We start from the raw sequence: 23,191 nt of genomic DNA, 5'->3' as shown, positions 1-23,191 counted from the left end.
TATGTTTCCAGAAATCGAGTGGATTGTCAATTTGTACAGATTATACTTTTAAAACAATCCTGTGAACAGAAAAAACGAAACATGATAGGAGAGAGTGATTGATACTTATCAATCCAAATTGGAGATTTCCACGATTTTTATAGGGGAAACATGGCCGGAAACGATTTCGATATCCTTTTTTGTGACTCCGAAATGTTTTGCTAGAAGACCAACTAATTCCTGATTGGCTTTGCCTTTGATTGGCAATGATTTTAACTTTGCTATGCATTCCGTCTCGGATTGAAATTCCAGGCTTTGAGTCTTTTGGTTTGCTTTCACTTTCACTGAAATTTTCATTTTGAATCTAATGCGTGGAACAGCCGATATATGACAAAAAAATTGTTTCCAGTTTAAAAGAATTGAATATTTCAGAAAAATCCAACGATTTGAATTGTTGAACTAAATATGCGAAAGTACAAAATTCTAATTCTTTTTTCTATACTGCTCTTTCTCTCTCATTGTGTCAAAAGGAAAGCCGACTCAGGTATCCCAGACAATGTTTTGTCGCTCCTTCTCGTCAATTCGTTACTCAATTCCAGCACTGGCCCGTGTACGACAACGGAATCGATAGAGCCCATTCCGATTGGCGCTTGGTCTCCCAATGGAGATGTATTCCAATATTCCTCCATTTATCCTGTTACTTTGAACAAAACGCGTCCCATGGTCCAAGTCGTATTAGAGAATCTTGATTCGATTCCAGGTGGATTATTTCCGTTATGGTATTTGGATCGAAATAATCCTAGCACTGGGTTTCTCAATAAAGACGTAGCAACTTATATCGGTTTTAACACCCATACTTCGATGTTACCTTATGCAAAGGATACTTCGTATGCAACAAGTCCTGCCGTTTCCATTTCCAATACGGTAGACACTTCGCAACCATTGGGAGTTGATTTTAATTTCGAAGATCCCTCAGGTGCGAAGGTTACCTTTGTTAATTCCTGTCGTAAGTTGGAGATTGATGAATCCAATTTTCAAACCTCAACCGCTCTTAGTTCTACGAGTGGATTAAACTATTTCTGGAACTCAGAAAAAAAATTGAATGTTAATCTCATCTTTGTGAATGGAGGGAATGGGCCAGCATACCCGATCCAAACAGAACAAGCTATCGAAGTTGCCTTGAATCGATGGAAAGAAAATTATGCAAAGTCATCCGTCAGAATCAAACTCAATGTGTCTGTGATATCAGCAGATTTATCTGGTTATGATATGATTTTTGATCTTGGAACCGAGACTGGATTTCCAGGGAGTCTAGGTGGATTGTTCCAAACAACAAGTTTTGTGGGCAAACCGAATGCTCTCAATGTTTTTATAGTCAGAGAGGAAATCCAATATGGTGGCGTACTTGGTGTGTCAGGTGGAATTCCAGGTCCTGCTACGATTCTCGGAACCAAACAATCAGGGATTGTTGTCTTTGTCGATGCACATCGATTGTATTCCAATCCTGGAGAAGTGATGACTTACGATGAACAAGTATTACTTGGTGAAACCTTATCTCATGAAGCAGGACACTTCTTAGGGCTTTGGCATGTCACAGAAGCATATGGAGATAATGGAGCGATCGCCGATAAAGATCCACTCCGAGACACACCTACCTGTCATATTTCAAATGATATCAATTTCAATGGTATTATCGATTTAAATGAATGTTTGGGGGGAAGTGGAACAAATTCAGGCGGGCGGAATATGATGTTTTGGTCTGGGGCAGTTGGTTTCACACAAGGAGAGATTACAGCGGAACAAGGGTGGATTCTTAGATTGAATCCTTTGGTATATTAAATGAAACAAGTTCGATTCCCATTCATCATTTTAAGTCTCTGTATCTTTGTTATGTTTCCAATCAATGCAGAGGATTTAGATCTCCAAACATACCTAAAGATCAAAGAGATTCTCTCTAACTCTCACCACCAAGAAGAAGGTGAGGTTTACAAAGAAAGAATTGGAAAAGTGATAGACCTTCCCTTACCATATTTGATCAAAATTGCCCAATCCAAAGATAACTATGTTTTCATCCGTGCAAGAGCGATTCGTTTAATGGAATTGTACCAAAATCCTACAAGCCAAGTTGCTCTTGAAAAAACCATTGAAGACAGCCATGAAAACTCTCATCTTCGAAAACTTGCCATCAACACTTATTCAAGGTTTTCAAAAATTGATCCAAACAGACAAACTCAATTCATCAAGAAGTTTGAATCCGACAAAGAGTTAGGCCCAGTTGTAAAGAATACGAAGAAGAATAATCTTAATCCGAAACAGAATCAAATTGATCCAAACAAGTTAAAACAAATGAATCGAAACTGATATTGTGTTTTCGTACAGCATTTCCAGCACCTAATATTGATTAGGAAGGAAAATCTATCTCTAAAATTCGACAATACACCCTCGTTTGCTGTCGAATTTTGAGTAGATGATTACGTGAAGCAATATTTTACTTCCCATAATACACAATATGTCGCATTAGAACTATGTCTCATTGTGCAGAAAGGCACATCGGTAACACTTTAGATCACTCACATGGGTGACACTTTTACAGAATGTTGGTAGAATAAATTCATATTTTCTAATAAAGCATTTAATGAAAAAAATATTCTCATTTCATATAATATTCTGCAATCGTTGGCCAGAGATCCTTACCAACATCTATGTTGATTGTTAATTTTCCTTTTGGAAAATAGTTACGAATATAAAATCATTACTATCTCGATTCAAAAAATAAGTCCATTTACCATTCCCATCTACAAAGGCGATCCGATTCACGCCAGGAACTGTGAATTGAAAATCATACATCTGATTTGCACTCAAAAACTTTAGGATAGGGTCATGGATTGTATGGTTACCAGAATATATGGTAACAAACTGATTAAAAGGATTGCCTCCACTAAAGATGACCTTATATTCCAATAGAAAAGGAAAAGTTCCTTTCCCTGGAGAAGTAACATAGATTCCATAACCTTTTTAATCTTTGAAACAAAGTAATATTTATCAGGTTGATTCAACTTTGCAAGAATTTCTAGATTTTCAGTTGTATCAAAGAAAATTGATATGATTGCTTCACCTAGAATTGTATATTGATTATAATTAATATTATTAATTCCAAATTTGAAATATTGACTACTTTTCCTAACTGTCCTGTGGAATTCGGATTTTGGAGTCGATTTATCTAACAATTGCCATTTAGAATTTGTTGGGAAATGATCGTTATTAAAATATTCAGGATGAGTTAAGAAATAAAAGTCGTAAAACTGTTTTTGGTCTTGTAAGATTGTATCTCCAGCAGACGCCCAAGTTACATCGATTAGTTTCCACTGTCCTCCAATTTTCACTGCATTCCATGCATGATGTGGTTTATTCGGATCATAACCAAAACCTTTCCCATGACCAATAACTTTTACACTTTCTAGACCAGATCTTGTTGCAAGTTCATTAAACCGATTTGTATAACCTTCATATTTACAATATATCTGTTAGGTAAGACAAATTATCTTTGAACTCAAAAAATATTCTACCTGCAAATTCTAGTTAAAAAACTTTCTCAGGTATTCTCTCTAAACTCATCCCCTACCCCCTCTTCGCTTCTTTCTTCAGATACTCCACAGCTTCCATAGCAAGATACCCTGCTTTAACAATCGCTCGTGGATTGTTTTCCAAGATTACCAACCAAGACCCAATGTATTCTTTATGTTGCAATTCTCCGCTAAAACCAAATTCACCAGCAAAGATAGCCGAGCAAAGTTCAGCGACTAATTCTTCAAAAGCATAATTCCGAATACCATCAGAAAAATCTCGATTCAATCTGTGAAAAGCTCCAGTCCAATGGCCTAACTCGTGTAAGTAAACCGCCCAGTAGTTTGCTTCACTTATGAAATACTCCTTTTTTGGCATCCAAATTGTATCTGATTGCACGACATACGCTGCTCGATCATTTCCAATCTCCTCCATCTTGTGTTTGATTGATTTCACAAACTCAGAAACGCTTTCCGGAGCATTTTGTACTGTCTTCTTGACAAACATTTCATATTCACAATCAGGGATTTTGACTTGTGAGATGTTTAGGACAGGATATACCCTATGAACCAAACACGACTTATATTCAATTTCTGTTTCACCTTGTTCATCCTCTCCACCTTCAACCGCAGTTTTCTTTTGGGGAATGATAGGAATTTGAGCATGGTAAGGGTATACAACTTCTGTTTTTGGAGATTCCCCTGCTTTCAATGCATAACCAAGTTTTTTCCATTGGTTCTCTGTGGCCCAAATGGGATAAGTAAACCCAAACTTCACTAAGTCATTGGTAAGCCAAAAGGTATTCAGTAAACCATAGTACTTTTATGTATATGCATTCATTGGAAATCCAAAACTCCGCCAAGGTTTGACCCACTTCTGAAGACTACCCGATTGGATTGCCTCCTTCACATCTTTTGTAATACTTTGAATAATTTTCTTTGAATTGTTCTGTTTCATACAAATGGATGTAAGGCCAACGGAGAAAGTGTCACAATTTTTGGAAAAAAGTAACGGTTGGATTCATTGGCAAACAGGACAGAATATAAGTGTTGCCTGGGACAAATGGGAGATTTGGGTGTAAAAAATTTTATTTTGCAATGTTTTTTAAGTTCTTCGCTTTCTATAATTTGTTAATCTGTTTGTGGATTTATTTTCTCGGTTTATTCAAGAATTCAGCCTTCCATTATCGTAAGAAAATAGCCTTCACCTTTAAGGTCGTGACAATAACAATTGCGGATGAATTGTTTCTCAAATAAGAGCTAATTAATTTCAAAGTTTGTCTCAAAGAATTCTATGAGACCTAGAACATTCAAATTTCCTAATATTCTCGATGTGGATTTTAATACGAAACACCTTTTCTTGTAGTGATATTCATGGCGTTTGAATTCAAAATCACTTAAATAAAAAATAAATTGCCTAAATAGGTATAGTTCTCAAGTTGCATAAAAGTTTTTAAGAAACAAAATGCAAGAGATCAAAATCAACATAACCAAGAACCTAAATAGAGATTCTATCATTACGGGATTCGAAAGAATTCTGTTCGAACGAGATTGTTTGGGTAATCTCTGGATTGGTTCCTGGAATCAAAGTCCCATACTTTATAAAAATGATGGCATAGAAATTACTCGTTATGAATTCCCCGTTGGAATTTATTTTGCAAGCGATAATCCCTTCCACTCCAATCCGGATACCGTTTCATTCGGGACTTCCAATTCGGTGATTTATTTCAATGATGATAAATTTTTCAACCTGCCTTCTCCGAAATTAACAAATCCTGCACCGTATCAAATATTAAATATAGGTTTATACACTTATGTAATATTTGCCAACACAAGTGGAAGGAAACAAATCCATAAATGGAATGGAACACATTGGGAAATATTAAATTCAAAACTAGAATTTCAAAACCTGAGGAATCTAAAGCAAATCAGTAACGACAGAATTTTGGTTACTGAAAATAATCTAGATACAGCTTACATTCTAAATTTAGAAGGAAACTTTATATCGGAATTTTCAAGCAGCGGAACTCCGATGAATGTGAAAATCAACTCAGACAAAATTTTTCTATATTCCGATTCAAAGTTAGAAGTAAGAAACAAAGAAGGCGAATTAAAACATATATTAGATTTATATGATGATAAAATGAAATCTTATTTTGGATCTTATTTAGAATTTCTAGATATTTCCATAGATGACCATTCAAACCTTACTTTACTTCTCAAAGAACGAAACAAAACCCCATCAAAAAAACACTTATTAAATTTTAATTTAGATACACTGACCTTAACACAACACCCCTTGTATCATAAAATCACCTCTGATTTAAATGTTCTAAGATTTGAAAAAGACAATTCAGGAGACCACTGGTTTAAAATTTTCGGAAATCACTATTCGGAATCATTTTATATTATCAATCAAGAATTAGCGTCATGAAACAAAACACAAAACTAAACTTACAAAAAGCAGATTTTTACTCTGGGAAACTAAAAGAAATCATCATGGATCGAATGTTGGTTTTCCAATCCTTAAAAGATAAATTTTTAAATGTGGCCAAACAAAAAAACAAATTCGATCAAAGTTTTTTAAAAGACTTCGAATCTATGTATGGTTTCAAACCTGGAAAAGAAATTTTAGAATGGGAAAATTTAAAAAAAGCTTATAAATCCATTATGTATGAAGTAGCGGATGTTTGGAATATGATCGATCATCACTCTGTCGAAGAAGACGAATTGGAAGAAGATGAAGACGGCGGTTTTGATTATGCAGTTTCTTCTATAGAAAAATTGGTTAAATTCAAAGATCCGGAAGAAGTATTAAATTGGTTAGTCGGAACCTATAGTGGATTGATGTTTTTATTCAATGGTTCGTATCCTTTTGCATCTGATGGTGGTGGTGATAGCTGTTGGATCAACCTACTACCAAATGAAAAGGAATCCATAGAAGTAAACCATTACAACCATGAGATCGGAGTTTTAGAAAATTTACCGTATTTTTCGATCAGCCATTTTATTGCAGAGAATTGGACAAACGACACTAACGAAAGTTATGATGACGAAGAAGATGAGGAATTTGAAGAAATAAATTCAGATAAAAAAGAAAAAGAACCAATTTTAGCATCCAATATTAAAGATAGTTTGATTCGATCTTTCGAAAAGGAAGCTATTAAAATTTATGAGAACAAACCTATCTATCATAATTCATTGGATATGTTTGAAAGATCAGCATGGTTACTCGGGCATAGTTATGGTGACCCCGCCTATGCATTTACCGAAAAATTAGCAGATGCGCCCTCTTATACAACTTGGGAAGAGGAAAAACCAGAAATCAAAAAATACCCAAACTTGGCTGCTTATTGGATCATCCACCACTTCTATCTCAAAAATGACGATGCATGTAGAGAGACCATCAAACTTGCAAATAAATCGAAAGGGAAAATTATCCCAATACTTAGCAAACATATACTTGGGTATTTGGATGGAAACTTAAAAACTCTATTTAATGTTCCATCCGAAAAAGTAGAAAATATTAGAACCCAAACATTCAAGAATGCCGATCCAAAACAAATTGAACCAAAAAATATCCAGTTATACAACGATAGTTTAGGATTATCGAACCTCAAAACCATTTCCAAAAAAGAATTAGAATCTAGAATGAAAACAGATTCAGACCTCTTTCAATTAATAGAAGATTATCCAGATGATGTTGCAACACATGATATCGTTCTAAAAGAAATATCCAAAAAAGATCCTAATCTAAAAAGAGTCATTGAAGACTATTTTAGAGAACGAACGGATAGTGCTTATAATACTTGGCCTTACAATCCAGAAAAATTAGAAAAACGACTTTCTACCGTGATCAATGCTGCCTTTCGACAAGGGCTGAAGTATGATGCAGACAATAAAAAAGCTTTTTGTGGAATCACAAAAACTATCGGCATGTTGGACGATGACAAAGCTATGATCTCCCTAAGGGAAGCGGTTCATAAACTCAAACAAGATGATCCAAGAATGGAATACGTTGTAGAGGCTTTAATCAATAGTGATCATAAAGAATCCAGATCCGTATTAGCTGATGCTGCATGGCGTACTTTCGAGACCCTTGACAATGTAAAAGAAATCAATCAAAAGGTTCAAAAAGAAGGCCCTACATTAAACAACATGTTCACCTCCTACACTCATTTGAACGAAGCCTTACAAGAAAGAATTTTAACATTAGATGAAGTCTCAATTGAATTAATTAAAAAACTTTTTACTTATCGTGACCATTTTAAATACTTTGGAATGAGCGTAGGGAATGCTTTTGCTGTATGTGCTCATTTAGGTTTAAATGAACATATTGGTATCATCGAGGATTATTTAAAAAAGAGTTTTCAAATCAATGGGAGAGATAGGGGCTCCTATTTGGAATTACGTCTAATCATTAATATCTCCGAAGCTGCCATTGCTTGGGCAACAATGGATCCAGAAAAAGCAAAATTAGAACTCTCCAAATTATTCACAGGAGTTGATGAATCTAATCATCCTGGAATTGCGATCGACCTAAAAGCATGTTATGTGGCAGGCCTATTGTTTTTGGAACCAGATAACAAAGAGTATTTGAACTTTGCGGAAAGGATTCTTGGGAACAAAGGAGATCAGATCCGAGTTTATGGAATCATCCGTTGCATTAAAAAGAAAAAAATTGTCAAACTCAAAGATTATCTTTGGTATCATATCTATGCTGATCCAAATCCTATGGTTGATTATTCGTGGAGTTATATAGAAGTTGAGGCTAGGAGTGCTTGGGAAACACTCACTGGTTCTGAGGCGCCAAAATTTGATGATTCCGATGAGTATGCTTCCGCACTTTCCAAAAAGAATACCTTATTACCAGAGGCAATCCTCCATCCAGAAAAGTATAGCATCCAACATGTATTCGAAAAAATTCGAGAAATCAAATTTAAACATGAGGATGTTGTGCGTTATGGAGGCCCATGGCTTGTTGAATCTCTAAGATATTCCTTGGATGAATATAAATATTCGGGTTCTTACGATCGATGGGAAGCCATCAAAGCCCTATTCATTCAGGGTCGAGATGTGTATCCATATTTTATAGAAATTTTCAATCTACCTTACGTAGCTCCTTCTTGGAAAACTTATCTATTACAGTTCATGAGAGTTATGGAACCTGAGTCGATCAAATGGAATCAGGTTTTAAATATGGATTCAAATACAATTAAAACACAATTGAAAAATCCAAGTCCTGAATGGTATGTATGGCAGGATTTACTTGCGGCTCGACTTTTTTTGTTAGATGGAGAATCTTCTTTTGAAATTATTTCGCAAGTGATCAAAAATCGATTAGATATGACAAATCATGAATCATACGATTCCAGTATCTATGAAGAATGTTTAGGACTACGACTACCACTTCTCCTGCGATGGTTTGGGAAAAAAGGAGACGATTTGATCCAAAAACTTTGGAAAGAAACAAAACCAAATTCAGAGACACGTACGATGTTGGATATGGCAGCCAGACGTAAATTAGAAAGTCAAATTCCAACAATGCCAAAGATAGAAGAACCAGGTATTTTACTCACCTTTTATCCAGAACAAAGAGAGTATGGTTGGCATACTTGGATCCATATGACTCCCGATGTAGTTCGGTTTGGAACTAATGAGTTTCATTTACAGTCTGTATTACCCGATTCCAAAACAGAATCTAGCATTACAAAAGTAGGAGAATATTTAGAGATGATTTGGAAAATGGCATTTACTTTAGGTTATACAGTTTCTAAGAAAAAACCAAAAGGAAAGAAGTAAAATCGAAATACAATCCCCATCATCTTTTATGTTAAGTTTTGGGGATTCTATAATCCTTACCCTTTTCCCACTAACTTCGCATAATCACTCGGTGACATTTTCTTCAATGACTTAAAGGCCACATTAAAGTTTGCTTTAGAATTGAATCCAACTTGGTATGCGAGTGATAACAAATTGACTTTTGGATTTTGTTCGATGAGCTTACAAACTTCTGCAATCCGATATTCATTCACCAATCGATTGAAGTTCATTCCTAAATAGGCATTGATGTACTCACTCAATTGGTAATCCTTGATCCCTAGTCGATCCGAGAGATTGGAAAGGTTGATTGTTTCTTCACGGTAAACAAATTCTTGTTTTAACAAATGGTCTAAGTCTTGTTGTAACTTTTCCAAATTGAGATTTAGGATTCGGGAAGTGCGATAGGATTGTCGTAGGCCTGGTAATATATCCTTGAACAACTCATGATTGATTTCTGTTCCAATGAATGCAACGACTGCCATGAGGGTGGCGATTCCTGCTGTAAAATAAATCCCAGAGTTCCAACGAAATAAAGTGCTTAAAAAAATAAAACTAGCAAACGTTATATTGCCTTTTAAAATCATCCCCAAAACTCGGACACCAAGTTTTGCTTCCTCATTTGGATTGTTGTAGAGGATATGTCGGTATTGGTAAATCATCCATAAGAAACTGATCACCCAATACAGACAACCGAATAAGGCCAAGTATTCTGGAATGGAGAACGGAAGTCCCGTAAAACTTTCCTTCATGGATTGTTCTAACGATTGCGGATAGAAGATTTGTAAGGAAACAAGGAGAAGAACGACAACAAAAGTTGGGTACAACCGTTTGAGATTGCCAACAGAAACTGGTTCTGTACTTAAGAACTGTTCAATGGTATACTGCATACTCCCGGGAATCAAATAGATGATGGGCACATACCCATGATTGAGGATTGGAAATTCAAATTCGAATCCCGCAAACAATCTATAGGCGTAAATGATCAGTGTCCCACCGGAAAAAGCCGCAATCATTGCAAAGGGAAACCCTTTGGAACCTTTCTCTTTTACGAGGATTCCGATTCCTAAAACAAAATGATACCAGGCACCAAATTGGAGCCAAGACCCCATAAACTCAGACATACTACAAAAGTCGGACAATATGCACGGATTCGTCAACTGTTTGGAATTGCGAGTGTACGAATAAAACGTACAAAATTATCATTTTAGACCTACTTTTTCGTCCAAGATTCCCATTTTAGACGCAAACCCTCCCTCTTTATGTTATTTTTGAGGCAATTCAGAGGCGAATTATGAAAAAGCAAAAAAACTATCTCACTCTCCTCCTCATCGTAGGGAACTTCCTACTTGTGGCGTGTGGGGGGAATGGAAACCAAAACGGAAAAGAAACGAGTGCCATCTTGTCGGTGTTAAATGGCGGTTCACAAAACACAAGTGCAACACCAGAAATGTTACAACAAAGTAATGCTGCATACACTAGAGATATACAAACGGCATTCCAAAATGAAAACGATGGAAGTTTTTCGTTTAACGATAACATTTCGTTTTTAAGTAACGACGGTGTCAAAATCACAGGAAACTTGTTCATACCAAAATCTGGCACAGGTCCCTTCCCTGCGATTATATTTGTCAATAGCTGGGCGCTCAATGAATACGAATACATTGTCCCTGCAGCCAAACTCGCAAAAAAAGGATATGTTGTGTTTAGTTACAACACAAGAGGGTTCGGAACATCCGGTGGACTCATCAATGTAGCAGGACCCAAAGATATGGAAGACCTTTCCAAAGGAATCGATTTCCTTTTAGCGAATGCTCCAGTAAATGCGTCAAACATCGGTATTGCGGGGATTTCGTATGGTGCGGGAATTTCATTACTGGGACTCAGCAAAGAACCAAGGATCAAAACCGCAGTGGCTATGAGTGGTTGGGGAAGTTTACCTGATTCTCTTTATGGCAACCAATCACCAAGACTTGTTTGGGGACTACTCCTTGTCACCGCAGGTTATATCACAGGAAGGATGGATCCAATCATTGCAGAGAATTTTCAAAAACTATTGGATACAAGAGACGTTGCCACTGTATTATCCTGGGCAAGAGAAAGATCACCTAACAATTTTGTAGCGGAACTCAATGCATCTGGCAAACCAGTATACATTTCCAATAACTCACAAGATAATTTATTCCAACCGAACCAAATCCTTCCCTACTTCGAACAACTCACGGTTCCTAAAAAGTTGGATTTAAATAATGGAATCCATGCAACAGCAGAGATTGGTGGGATTCTTGGAATTAACAATTATGTTTGGACCAATGCCTATGACTGGTTCGACTATTGGTTAAAAGGAATCCAAAATGGAATTATGACAAAACCAAAAGTGACAATCCAAAAACGTTTCTCTAGTGATCGTGTGAGTTATTCCTCTTGGCCAAACCCTTCCAAGGTTGAAAAGACTTACCACTTACGACCCATGGGACTCTTTAGCCCTGGCAAAATCACAACAACAGCAAACACAAGTAATGGGAATGATACAATTTTATCGGGAGGAACAAGTGCCACAACTGGAGTTCCCCTTTTATCAGAGATATTGGATGGTGCCGTATCCGTTCCAGTCAAAACAAATGTAAATTTGATTGATCGAACCAATGCGATGGTGTATTTATCTGATAGTCTTTCTTCTCCACTCAAACTTCGCGGGAGAACATTTTACAAAGGTCGTATCAATAGCTCTGACTACGCGCCGCATGTAGTTGTGTACCTCTATGAAGTTGACTTTTGGGGAACGGGAAAACTCATCAGCCATGGAACAGCAACTCTTTTCAATGTGAAAGGAAAAGACGTAGACCTAAATGTAGACCTGCAAGCTGTCGCACATGACTTCCCTGCTGGATCTCGCATTGGTTTGGCGATTGATAACATTGACCCAATGTATGCGGTTCCAAAACCAATTTCACTCTACACAACAACTTTTAAACACAGCACAAGTACTGCATCAACACTTAAGTTTGAAAGTGAATGAACTACAGATCGCTTAGTATTTGCTAGGTGAAGATTTGGGAGAGACCTTCTCTCCCATTTTTATTTTATTTTCGATACTCTAGCGCCCCGGATAGTAGCGGAAATCCTTTGCCTTTGGCAAAGATTGGAGCGTATAGCCGGAAATGGCGCCCTAATTGTTTCTTTTTCAAAAAGGAACAACAGATAATGATTGCATCCCAAGTTCTACGAGGTGAAACTATGTTTGATTTTTGAAATAAGGGATTTTTTTTGCCAATACATTATTTTGCAGGACTCCATCTGCACGAAATCACTTCGGAACTAACCAAACAAATTAAAAAGGAACAAATTGAAAATCCACTTCGTATGCCACTTGTGGTTGTGCCGAATACGAATTTGATCCCTTGGTTGAAACTCAACATCCCGAAATACAATGACTCACAACTTTCGATCAACATAGAATTTACATTTTTAGAAAAAGCGATTTTAAAAACGATCTTCGCTTCCTTACAAATTCTTCCTTGGGCAGAAGAGGAAAACTTTTATGATTACAATTCATTTAAAAAAGATTGTTTTCGTTTCCTCTATGAAAACCAAAGCACCTTATTCCAAAATCACCCAGAGATCAAAACCTACATTTCCGATTTACCGAAGTTATACTACTTATCAGACCTATTGACAAAGTATTTTAAGGACTATGAACTCAATAGGTCAGATTGGATTCACAACTGGCTAAGGGATACGAAGAGTCAAATCCCAAACCAACTCACAAAGGATCCATATTGGGACTTGGAAAAAAAAATTTACCTTGGGACAAACCAAGGTGGCAAACAAAACTTATTCTATTACCTCGAGAAAGGAAAAGAATTATCCCTCCAAGGGAGTTTGCACTTTTTTTGTTTGTCCAATTTGTCTGGGACATATATTGATTTTTTGAAAACAGTTTCGAAAAATCCAAATGCAAATTTAAACATCTATATCTACCAATTTCATAATGGCAAAGTCATTGGACAAAATCCAGAGAAGGCCAAAAACTACTTATCCAAATTTGCAAAACCACAATCGTATCTAGCAAAAGAATTTTCAAACACCACCAAACAAAAAGAGAAATCAAAATATGCAAGTGGAGGTATGCTTGCAAAACTAAAGTCCATCTTACTGGAAGAACAAGTGAAGGAAGAGAACTATTTAGATGACCAAACCGTTCGGGTATGGAATGCACCTTCCGAATACCGCGAGATGGAATCCATTGCACATGATATCCTTCACAAAATCAGCACAAACAAAGGGGCTTTAAGTCTGTTAGACTTTGCCATCCTTGTTCCCAATACCAATGATTACAAAGCAGCGATTGAATGGGTTTTCCATGGAGGGATTTATACAACACAAAGATTAGAGGAGACCCCTACTCTCCACCGTTTGAATTATTCACTTTCTGATTTAGTGGCAAAAGACTCTTCTTTGTTATACAAAGTATTTTCAATTCTCTTCCCATCGTTCTTAAACCAACGCATCGAAAAAGATGATTTCATTCAATTGCTAGAGAATCCACTCATCACTGGCAAAAACAAAACCGAATCCTCTGACCAAACAAATTCCGTAAGCCAACTTCTCAATTCACTTGGTTCCCTCTATGATGAGAACAAAGAGGAGAATCCTTATACCATTTCCTTCGGAGTGAAACGAGCAGTCCTATCAGTCATCAGTGATGAAAAAACCACTTGGGACAAGATGGGTATGATCACAGATCCTTTGGCAGAAGAAGATTCTGTTTTGCATTTGAATTTGGTTTGGGAAGAAATCAAATCCTTACAAACGTTTTTTATATCGGAATTTTTACAGTTACCTGCAGAGGAACGATTTAAGTCATTCGAATCCAAATGGAATCAGTTCTTCCAGTTTAGTGAAGAAACAGAAAACGAAAGGATCTATTTGACAACATGGTTAGATACGATTGCAAAATGGTGTGATACCGAATGGAACAACGTAAATGACTTTTTACAATTCCTGAAATTACAAACGGATGAAATTTTTTCCAACATTGCGACTCAAAAAGGAAATTACCTTACGGAAGGGATTACCATTTCTCTTTTGCAACCCATGCGACCCATTCCGTTTTCCCATATCTATATCGTTGGGTTAGGCGAAGGAAAGTTTCCTGGATCCAAAGATCTATCTAGGTTTAATCTCAGAAAAAATGACACTAAACCTTGGGACTTAAATCGAATCGAAATCCAAGAATCGTTACTTTGGGAAACCATTTTATCAGCAGAAGATAGTATCACTTTTTCCTATGTTGGAAAGAATACATTAGAAGATAAAGAATTTGAGCCTTGTTCGAGCTTATTTGAGATCATGAATTCACTTGGGATCGATAGAGCAACCGAAATCCCACTAACACCCTATAGTCAATTTTATGAAAAGGAAATTCTACATTCCTATGATTATGCTAGAAATTTAAAACAGTATAGAAGTTTAGAGACTCAATTGCCAAAACCAAGTTTTACTTCCTTAGAAGATTTGGTTTTGCCTAGTTCTGAATTCAAATCCAAAAAAGAAATCTCAATTACATCCATTGCATCTGCATTCAAAAATCCAATTCTCCCTTACATCAAAGAAAACTTAGGTTTCATTGACGACGAAGAGGAAACGTCTGCAGAAGAACCATTTTATTTCAATTCATTGGAATCTTACCTATTCAAATCAAAATTTGTACCACTCTTTACAGAGTCTTTGGCAAACGAAGGAGTTTGGCCTTGGGACAAAGATACGATTGCACAAAAAATAAATGAGTTCAGTCAAATCGCAGAGAAGAAAGCTGAGTTTCCCTATGGAGCTTTCCATTTAGTCACATCAGAATCCTTATTAGAGGAACTCACTGCAATTGCAGAAGTGTACAAGACATTAAAAACAGAACTCTTTACGAATGCGAATGAAATGGTATATTTGAGTTCCCTCTCGATTGGTGATACTGGACTACGAGACGGTTTCCAATTACCATCATTTCCTTTGGATGAAAACCAGTCGATCACTGGCGAGTGGGAGAATCTCATTGCAATCGGTGATACTTACTATTGGTTTTATCCAAGGAGTTTTGTTCCAAAACCAGAAAAACCAAACGATTACTTTAAGGATTACTTAAAAGATTATTTTGGTAAGATGATCCTTCTATTCTTAAGCGCCTGTCTCTTCCGAACGATAGGAAAAAAATTAGTCATCATCCCCATCCTATCGAAACAAAAAGAAAAGGATATGATCCTTCCCTTGGACCATTTACCTGAAGTGGAATCCGCCAATTACATTCGAAGTGTTGTTACTCTCATCAATGAATCACCACCTATGTATATACCAAATCCTGGACTCAATTTGTTTTTTGCAGAGATGGGAACGGATCACTCAGAAGACGATGGTGATGCATTAGAAACTGCATGGAAGGAATTTTTGGAAGAAGAGGCAGACCAAATCTTAGAATTCGAGTCTGAGCATATGAAACTTTCGCCTTATGGGAAGGATTTATTGCACCAATTTTCGTTCCAGAAGGTCTATCCCCTACTCTTACCCCTTCTGAGAAAAGGATTTTGAACATGGACCATCCTTTACGTAACCATCCCAATTTTATCGAAGCATCTGCTGGAACCGGAAAAACACACCTCATCATGCAAATGTTAGGTGAAGTGATGACTCATGATGTAACAAATCATATCAAAGAGAATCGACTACTGCAATTTTTAGTGCTCACCTTTACAGAAAAAGCTGCTGGAGAATTAAAGACCCGATTAAAATTAAAAATCCTAGAGCTCTATGACAACGGCAAACACCCAGAATACTACCAGTATCTACGAGATTTAGACCAAGTTACGATCTCCACCATTCATGGTTTTTGCAATATGGTGTTAACAGAATACCCAGTCGAAACCCAAAACAATCCTAATGTCAAACTGACATCGAATGAAGAATTGATTCGAAAGACGTTTTACGAGCTCAAAAGGAGCCAATGGGAAGGTAGAGACAAACAATCACTCGCAAATGAGATTCTCATCTCTAATTTAAAAACGAAGGAAGACCTCGTTGTTAACACAACTTCTAAACTCCTTGCCGACACAAAGGACTATGTATTCCCAAGATTGGTATCCTTAGACGAATGCATTCAGAATGCAAACCAAAGCAACGTTTCTGACTTACTCATGACAATCTGTGAATCTTTAAAAGGACCAACGGGTGAATCCATCTATGCACAAGGTGCGAAAGGGAGCATCCCACAATGGATGGAGAATTGGTCCTCACTTGAGCCATTTGCAAATGCGATCCGTAGCGAAGATAAAAAGTATATAGCGAATGAATTACAACGAATTGCGGATTTAGGACGTTCTCTTGGTAAGGATATTGGTAAGGCTACAGGATTCGATTATTTCCTATTGGAAGGGAGTACGATTGCCAAGAAATTAGACCAAGCTGCCATTGCGTTACAAGGGAAAATAAAATCGGTAGTCGATTCGCTGAAGGAAATCTTCCCTCTGGACCAATTGGATTATGAAGGATCCATCTTCTTACAAAATACAGTGATCGATCTCACTTCGAAAACAAAATCCATCATCGATAAAGGAGAATACCTGACCTATGATCAAATGATCTTAAAGGTTTATGATGTGATTGTTCGTAACCCAAACCAAACCTTGGTCCAATCCTTACAAGAACGATTCCAAGTTTGTATCCTAGATGAATTCCAAGACACAGACAAAAACCAATACCAAATTTTTAAAACTTTGTTTTTAGACAAAGATACAAAGTCAAGAATGCTCTTTTGTATTGGTGACCCGAAACAAAGTATCTACGGATTTCGCGGAGCCGATATTGGAATTTATCTAGATGCATCTCGTGACTTCGAATCCAAAGCTACCTTAGAAACCAATTATCGATCCACAAAAGAATTAATCCATGGACTCAATACCATTTTCCATGATGAAACAAAAGAATTTGGTACAACACATTTTTTCCCCATCGAAGAACCAGGCTCCAGTAAAGAAAACTACTTATATAAGAAAGTATCCTCCCCTGACCCTGATACCATCAAATACCAATATGTGAATCCTAATGAATCAGCGATTCATATTTTTGATTTCAAGGAACGGTTTCAAAACATAAACAAAGTAAGAAATACTTGGGCAGAAACAATTCGCAATGAAATCAAACGAATCCAAACCAAAGAAACAACTCTCTCTTATAACAAAAAAGGCGAACGAGAAATCCAAGAGATCAGGTTAAAGGACATTGCCATTCTTTGTGGGAACCAAAAAGAATCAGCTCTTGTAGAATTTTATCTATCAAAAGCGGGAATCCCATGTTCAATCTACAAACAAAGAGGGATTTACCAATCCAGAGAAGCCGATCAAATTCAAAATCTTTTGGAATGTTTACTGAGTTCCAACTCTTCCCAAAGTTATAAAAAAATACTATTCTCTGATATCTTTTCTATCCACCCACATGAAATCCAAAAGTTTGATGAACACTCCATTGACTCGTATGAGAAATCACTCATCGACAAATGGCAAAGACTCGTCAAAGAAAACAGATATGCTAGTTTCTTTCGATCTGTCATGGACGAAACCAAACTCTTTTGGCAAGAAGGCAAAAGCACACTCGAATGGGAACGTAAACGCACAAACTTCCGGCAAATCTTCCAAAAATTATTAGAAATACAACTGAAGTCAAATTGTAGTTTGCAAGAGTTACTCTCCCATTTACGTGAGCTCAAACAAAAAAAACAATCTCCCGAAGAAGAGCCGTTATTTGATCGCGAAACAGAAGAAGATTCTGTACAAATTTTAACCATACATGCATCAAAAGGATTGGAGTGGCCAGTCGTATTCTTATTTTATTTTGGGAACAGGGGAAACCGTATAACGAATAAAGAATACCCGATCGAAATCGAAACACCGGAAGGCAAAAAACGAAAATGGATTCTTGACTTATGGGATCTAAATCCAGATAAAGAAGACGAACAAAATCATTTCTTGAATGAACAAAAACGTCTGTTATATGTTGCACTTACGCGACCAAATCTAAGGCTTTACATTCCCAAACTCAATTGGGGCGGAGCCAATAAACTTCCCAATTCTGGGTATAGCCAAATCCTCTACCAAGAATTAGATAGAATCCAATCGTTGCGAAACCAGAATCCTTCTCTTGCATCGAGTTTTGTATTCCGAGATCCAAACGAAATTTCAGAAGTAACAAAAACAAATTCTCTTCCCGCAAATGACACCCAATCGAAGAAACCAACCTCCCCAATTCTATACCCTTCTGAAATCAAAATTGGTAGAGTGCTCTTGCAGCATAGTTACACAAGTTTGCAAGCAAATGAAAAAAACTTAAATGTGACCCAAGAAGAAAAGAAAAAAGAATTAGAAGAAACTCCTGATGTGGAAGTGAGTTCGACTTTTGAATTGCCTTCCAGTGCGAAGATCGGAAATTTTTTACATAACATTCTTGAATTATGTGATTTCTCTATTTTCCAATTGGATGTGGATGCGATCCTACAAAGTTCTGTATGGAAGTGGGCTTACCAAAAATCGTTTGCAAGGTATCCCGTTGAAGTCGAAGGTAAGGAACTTAAAATAGAAGAGACTGTTGCTCAACTTTTGAAACAAGCAATGACAGCAAAGATCAACCTTGCGACAGGCAATTCCATATCCTTAAGTGAATTAAAGGAAGAAGAAAAGTCCGCAGAATTAAAATTCCATTTATTCTTACAAAACTTACTGAAAGAAAGTGGAGCTTCATTGACTGATGGATTCGAACACTACTTAAAAGGAGCCATCGATTTGGTGTTTGTGAAGGATCAGAAATTCTATATTGTTGATTATAAATCCAATTTATTACCAAACAACGATTATAGCAGTGAAGCAGTCGTAAGTGCCGTCCGTGACAAAGGGTATCTCTTCCAAAAGTCAGTGTATTCCTTTATTTTATTTGAATACCTAAAGTCTCTCTTTGGTCCGAGTGGAGCCTTAGACAAGTTTGGTGGTGTGTATTATTTATTCTTACGAGGGATGTCAGGTGATAAACAAACCGGTATCTACTCGGATTTAAAACATTCTGATTCCGAATGGACACTAGAGCAGTTTGATGAAATCAAAAAAGAAGTGATGGCCTATATCCGTAGTGCTTCTGACCAATTAGAAAAGGTATATTCATGAAAGTGATCGATGAAAAAATCCAATCCTTTGTGAATTCCTTATACAATCTTTTCCCCGATTGGGACTCGTCACTCAAGGATACGATTGCAAGTTTACTTGTACAATCCCAAAGCGGAGATTTGTACCTTCCCATCACAGATGACAACACAATCGACAAACTGAAAACCTACTTCCCGTTTGTGATCGAGAAAGAGGGAACAGAATCCAGGTTGTATCTGCAAAAAAGCCATTCAGAAAAAATCAAATTCGAATCCTTACTCAATGCATTCTTAACCCATAAAACAAACCAAAAAAAGAATGCAACGGCATCTTCTGACCAAATCACAAAGATTGTGAGTGATTTAGAAAGAGAATCAAAGATCACACTTGCGAAGGAACAAAGGGATACGATCAGAGATGTCATCACTTCCAACTTCCGAGTGATCTCTGGTGGCCCAGGGACTGGTAAAACTACAGTTGTTTCCTTTCTCTTAATGGCATTAGACCGCTTACAATTACTCCCTAGTATAGACCGAATTGCACTTGTGGCACCAACAGGAAGAGCATCACAAAGATTAACTGAATCCATCCAAAGGAATTTAGAAAGATTTGCAGAGAATCCTTCAGAGTCTTCCAAGTTCCGCGGACAAACCATTCACAATTTATTAAAAATCAATCCAACAACAAACCAAGCCAAATTTGGTGAGAAGCGGACTTTACCATATGATTTGATCATCATGGATGAAACCTCCATGGTGGATTTAAAATTGATGAATTTATTTTTTTCAGCAATCCATTTTGATACTCATATAATACTTCTCGGTGATCCGAACCAACTTCCTTCGGTTGGACAAGGTGAGGTATTAACCGATCTCATAACTACCTTAAAAAACAAAAAAGAATTTTTATCAGAACTTAAAAGTAACCACCGGTTTTCGAATGATTCTGAATTCAGTGTGTTTGCTGAAGTCGTCAAACAATCCTTTGATGAGAGTAATGAAACGAAATCGTTCCCAAAACCAAACCTTATTACAAAATCAGAACTCCATTCGGAAAAGGATTTTGTTTGGATCCAAGGTGATAAAAAAACAAAACAAACAAAGGGAAACCATCACGAGATCCTCGATTGGAACTTAGAGAGTATGGTTCCATTTTTTTGGGAAGAATGGTATCTACACACTGCTAAAGAAGCCGCAAATCTCCATTGGGAACCGAACGCACTGAAAGACCCAAAGAATAAATTGATGTTTGAATCCATCTTAAATGAGTACAGATGTCTCACGATATTACGAAATGGTTACTTTGGAATTGAATCCATCCAAAATCAGATTTTGAGTTATGCCAAAAAACAAATCACAAATCCGAAAAACGAAACGAATCTCAAATACCGCCAGTTATCTAAGTCGTTTTACTTTGAAGGGATGCCCATCATCATCCAATCAAATGACCAAATGAGAAAATTATTCAATGGTGACATTGGCCTTGTGGTTTCGATCCATTCTGAATTAAGGGCAGTATTCTCCATTGAAGATCGTTTGTATTCCTTTGCACTGGATACATTACCTGACCATGAACCAGCTTTTTTTCTCACCATACACAAAAGCCAAGGTTCGGAATACAAATCGATTTTACTCTATCTCCCTCCCATAACAGCTTTGGATGTGGATGCAGAAAACAATCTTTCCATTCTGAACCGAAGGATCTTGTACACGGCAATCACTCGCGCCAAAGAAAGAGTAATCCTACTTGGAGATTTCCAAACATGGGAATTTGGATTACAATCATTCCGCAAACGGTATACAGGAATTCAAATTTTGTAATATAACTTTTTTTAGATTCAAGAATCTCCATTCTTTAGTTTCACATCACTAAAAGCAAATTTCCCATCCAAACCAAAGTAATAGAATTTTGGTCGTTGCGGATTGTATTGCAAATCCCAAGTATCTAATGCATTGTCTACTCCCACAAACCATTGGAAGTGGCTTAAAAACTTCTGCGATAGCCTGATGTTTAAATTCGTATAGGGATTCACCATACGGTATCCATACGTGGGACTTGTGGTGCAATAGGAAAGATTCTTCTCCGCGCAGTAATCAGAAAGAACCGTTGGCAATGCTCCCAAAAGATTTTGAATTGAGTTTTGCGACTCTTGGTTTAAGGCAGTTTCCAAAGAATCAAAGTTAGATGGTAAATCAGGATTACACCAAAACGGATTTTTGATACAGTAGTATGGTTGTTTTCCAAAAACAACTGCAAAAACCGATAAGGAAATCCCACTTGATTTTTCTTCCACCCTAAGATTCAAATTCCAACGATGACGCCCCCGACCTTCCAATGGCAAATTGGTTAATTCATCTTTCGTATCTGTATACGTATACCCAACACCTGTTGTCACGATGTCTGTCAAACGGATACTAATGGAAGATTCAATGCCTTGGGTCATTGCCTTTTGGTAATTGGATGTTTGGAACACCATAAGGCCTGATGCATCTCGAACAGGATTTGTTCGGTAACCAATTAAATTATCTACATTATTATGAAATAAATTTGAGCTATACCAAATCCGTTTGGTAATGTCCCATTCCCAACCGAAATTATAACTTCGTGATAATTCTGGTTTCAGATCAGAATTCCCAACCACACGATACCCAACACCCGGATTCAAAAAATTAAAATACAAATCTTGGAAACTTGGCGCTCGGTATCCGAGTCCATTTGCCACTCGGATCCTAAATTGATCCGTGACGTCATATCGTACGGCAAGTTTGGGAAGCCACTCCCCTCCATAAATGGAATCGTGGTCATACCGAATCCCAGGAACTATTTGGATTCTTGGTTTATCTGACACCCTCCACTCATCTTGCAAATAAAACGCATTGCGAAATCGGTAAGCATTCCCATTGATGGACTGGCCTTTCGTTAACAATGGATTAAAATCTTCATAACAAACATTAGGATAGGTTCGTCGACAATCGGGAGCAATCCTTGCCGAAGAGATTTGATCTTGTAAATTTTCAGCTCCCACCGAAGTCACATGATTTTCAGATATTTTATAATCTACCCTGGTTCTCAATTCTGTGACTGCATTGTCAGTTCTTTGTTGTGAGTCTAAATCATCTGCTTTCCTTTGGTCCGTCACATAGAGATCTTGGAATCTGGAATAGTTTGCATTAAGATTTAAATTAATTTTTTGAGATGCAATCCAATCTACGTTAAATGCTCCCATAAAATCATGTGTTTTGTTCCTTCGATCAAAAATGGTTCTGGGAGGTGATGCATCAACAGCGGATTGGTCTAAATGCCTATAATAAAACTGTCCTGTGAGAATCAAATTGTCAGTTGCCCGATAAACCGTCTTATTTGATAAATTCATATCATTAAAAGCACTTCCTGATGTAGACTCTAAGGGTGGAGTGTACATAGGAAAACGCGTAGCCAAAATGTATTGGTTGGCAAGAGGTGTATCAAACGTATATGGATTGTACCCTGGAGCTAGGGATGCATAACGCCCGTTCCTTGGACCAATTGTAGCATCTGGAGTAAGGTCATACCCTTCCCCTTTATGCCAACCTACTGTAAATAAGGTAGATAAATGATCAGACTTTGCCCCAACAGATGCATAGTTTCGGTATTCCATATAAGGGCCAAAGTATCGTT

The 23,191-nt window shown here is 37.1% G+C and carries 13 protein-coding genes; 8 read left to right on the top strand and 5 right to left on the bottom strand.

All coding sequences use genetic code 11. The annotated features are described in order from the left end of the window. Positions 1-108: 108 nt before the first annotated feature. Positions 109-336, bottom strand: coding sequence for a DUF167 domain-containing protein (locus DI076_RS03845; RefSeq protein WP_108958697.1), 228 nt, complete (start codon positions 334-336; stop codon positions 109-111). A gap of 108 nt (positions 337-444) precedes the next feature. Here DI076_RS03845 and DI076_RS03840 point away from each other — a divergent pair, with 108 nt between their 5' ends. Together DI076_RS03840 and DI076_RS03835 are read left to right on the top strand one after the other, a co-directional pair. Beyond that, complete coding sequence (locus DI076_RS03840) at positions 445-1,818, top strand: M43 family zinc metalloprotease (RefSeq protein ID WP_108958696.1); 1,374 nt, start codon at positions 445-447, stop codon at positions 1,816-1,818. Further along, the gene (locus tag DI076_RS03835; protein ID WP_108958695.1) at positions 1,819-2,340 is read left to right on the top strand and encodes a HEAT repeat domain-containing protein; all 522 of its coding nucleotides are present in this window, start codon (positions 1,819-1,821) and stop codon (positions 2,338-2,340) included. Between the two features lie 506 nt (positions 2,341-2,846). Here the strand turns inward: DI076_RS03835 and DI076_RS03830 are convergent. Further along, positions 2,847-3,362 carry a hypothetical protein gene (locus DI076_RS03830; protein ID WP_108958694.1) on the bottom strand — a complete coding sequence of 172 codons (516 nt, stop codon included), beginning with the start codon at positions 3,360-3,362 and terminating at the stop codon, positions 2,847-2,849. A gap of 235 nt (positions 3,363-3,597) precedes the next feature. Next, the gene (locus DI076_RS03825) at positions 3,598-4,350 is read right to left on the bottom strand and encodes a zincin-like metallopeptidase domain-containing protein (RefSeq protein ID WP_282432601.1); all 753 of its coding nucleotides are present in this window, start codon (positions 4,348-4,350) and stop codon (positions 3,598-3,600) included. A 657-nt stretch (positions 4,351-5,007) separates the two neighbouring features. Here DI076_RS03825 and DI076_RS03820 point away from each other — a divergent pair. After that, a complete protein-coding gene (locus DI076_RS03820) occupies positions 5,008-5,976 on the top strand; it encodes a hypothetical protein (RefSeq protein WP_108958693.1) in 969 nt (322 codons plus the stop codon). Further along, positions 5,973-9,344, top strand: coding sequence for a hypothetical protein (locus DI076_RS03815; RefSeq protein ID WP_108958692.1), 3,372 nt, complete (start codon positions 5,973-5,975; stop codon positions 9,342-9,344). Before DI076_RS03820 ends, DI076_RS03815 begins: the two co-directional genes overlap by 4 nt. 56 nt (positions 9,345-9,400) lie before the next feature. On the opposite strand, the gene DI076_RS03810 is transcribed toward DI076_RS03815, so the two are convergent. Continuing rightward, the gene (locus tag DI076_RS03810; RefSeq protein WP_108958691.1) at positions 9,401-10,486 is read right to left on the bottom strand and encodes a helix-turn-helix domain-containing protein; all 1,086 of its coding nucleotides are present in this window, start codon (positions 10,484-10,486) and stop codon (positions 9,401-9,403) included. 170 nt (positions 10,487-10,656) lie between these two features. On the opposite strand from DI076_RS03810, the gene DI076_RS03805 reads away from it, so the two are divergent. The 4 genes from DI076_RS03805 (at position 10,657) to recD (ending at position 21,354) form a co-directional block, all read left to right on the top strand. Then, positions 10,657-12,381, top strand: coding sequence for an alpha/beta fold hydrolase (locus tag DI076_RS03805; RefSeq protein ID WP_108958690.1), 1,725 nt, complete (start codon positions 10,657-10,659; stop codon positions 12,379-12,381). Between the two features lie 248 nt (positions 12,382-12,629). After that, positions 12,630-15,941 (top strand): exodeoxyribonuclease V subunit gamma, encoded by a 3,312-nt coding sequence (locus DI076_RS03800; protein ID WP_108958689.1) that lies wholly within the window; start codon positions 12,630-12,632, stop codon positions 15,939-15,941. Positions 15,942-15,943: 2 nt separating this feature from the next. Next, complete coding sequence (locus DI076_RS03795) at positions 15,944-19,555, top strand: UvrD-helicase domain-containing protein (protein WP_167396504.1); 3,612 nt, start codon at positions 15,944-15,946, stop codon at positions 19,553-19,555. Beyond that, on the top strand, positions 19,552-21,354 hold the full coding sequence (gene recD / locus DI076_RS03790; protein ID WP_108958687.1) for an exodeoxyribonuclease V subunit alpha: 1,803 nt from the start codon (positions 19,552-19,554) through the stop codon (positions 21,352-21,354). Before DI076_RS03795 ends, recD begins: the two co-directional genes overlap by 4 nt. Positions 21,355-21,371: 17 nt before the next feature. Here recD and DI076_RS03785 read toward each other — a convergent pair. Further along, on the bottom strand, positions 21,372-23,191 hold a 1,820-nt coding region (locus DI076_RS03785), incomplete at its 5' end, for a TonB-dependent receptor plug domain-containing protein (RefSeq protein ID WP_108958686.1).

Origin of the sequence: Leptospira ellinghausenii (genome assembly GCF_003114815.1) — a bacterium.
GTDB classification, from domain to species: Bacteria; Spirochaetota; Leptospiria; order Leptospirales; family Leptospiraceae; genus Leptospira_A; species Leptospira_A ellinghausenii.
Note: the sequence above shows the minus strand (reverse complement) of the source record. Positions and strands in the feature narration are given on the sequence as shown.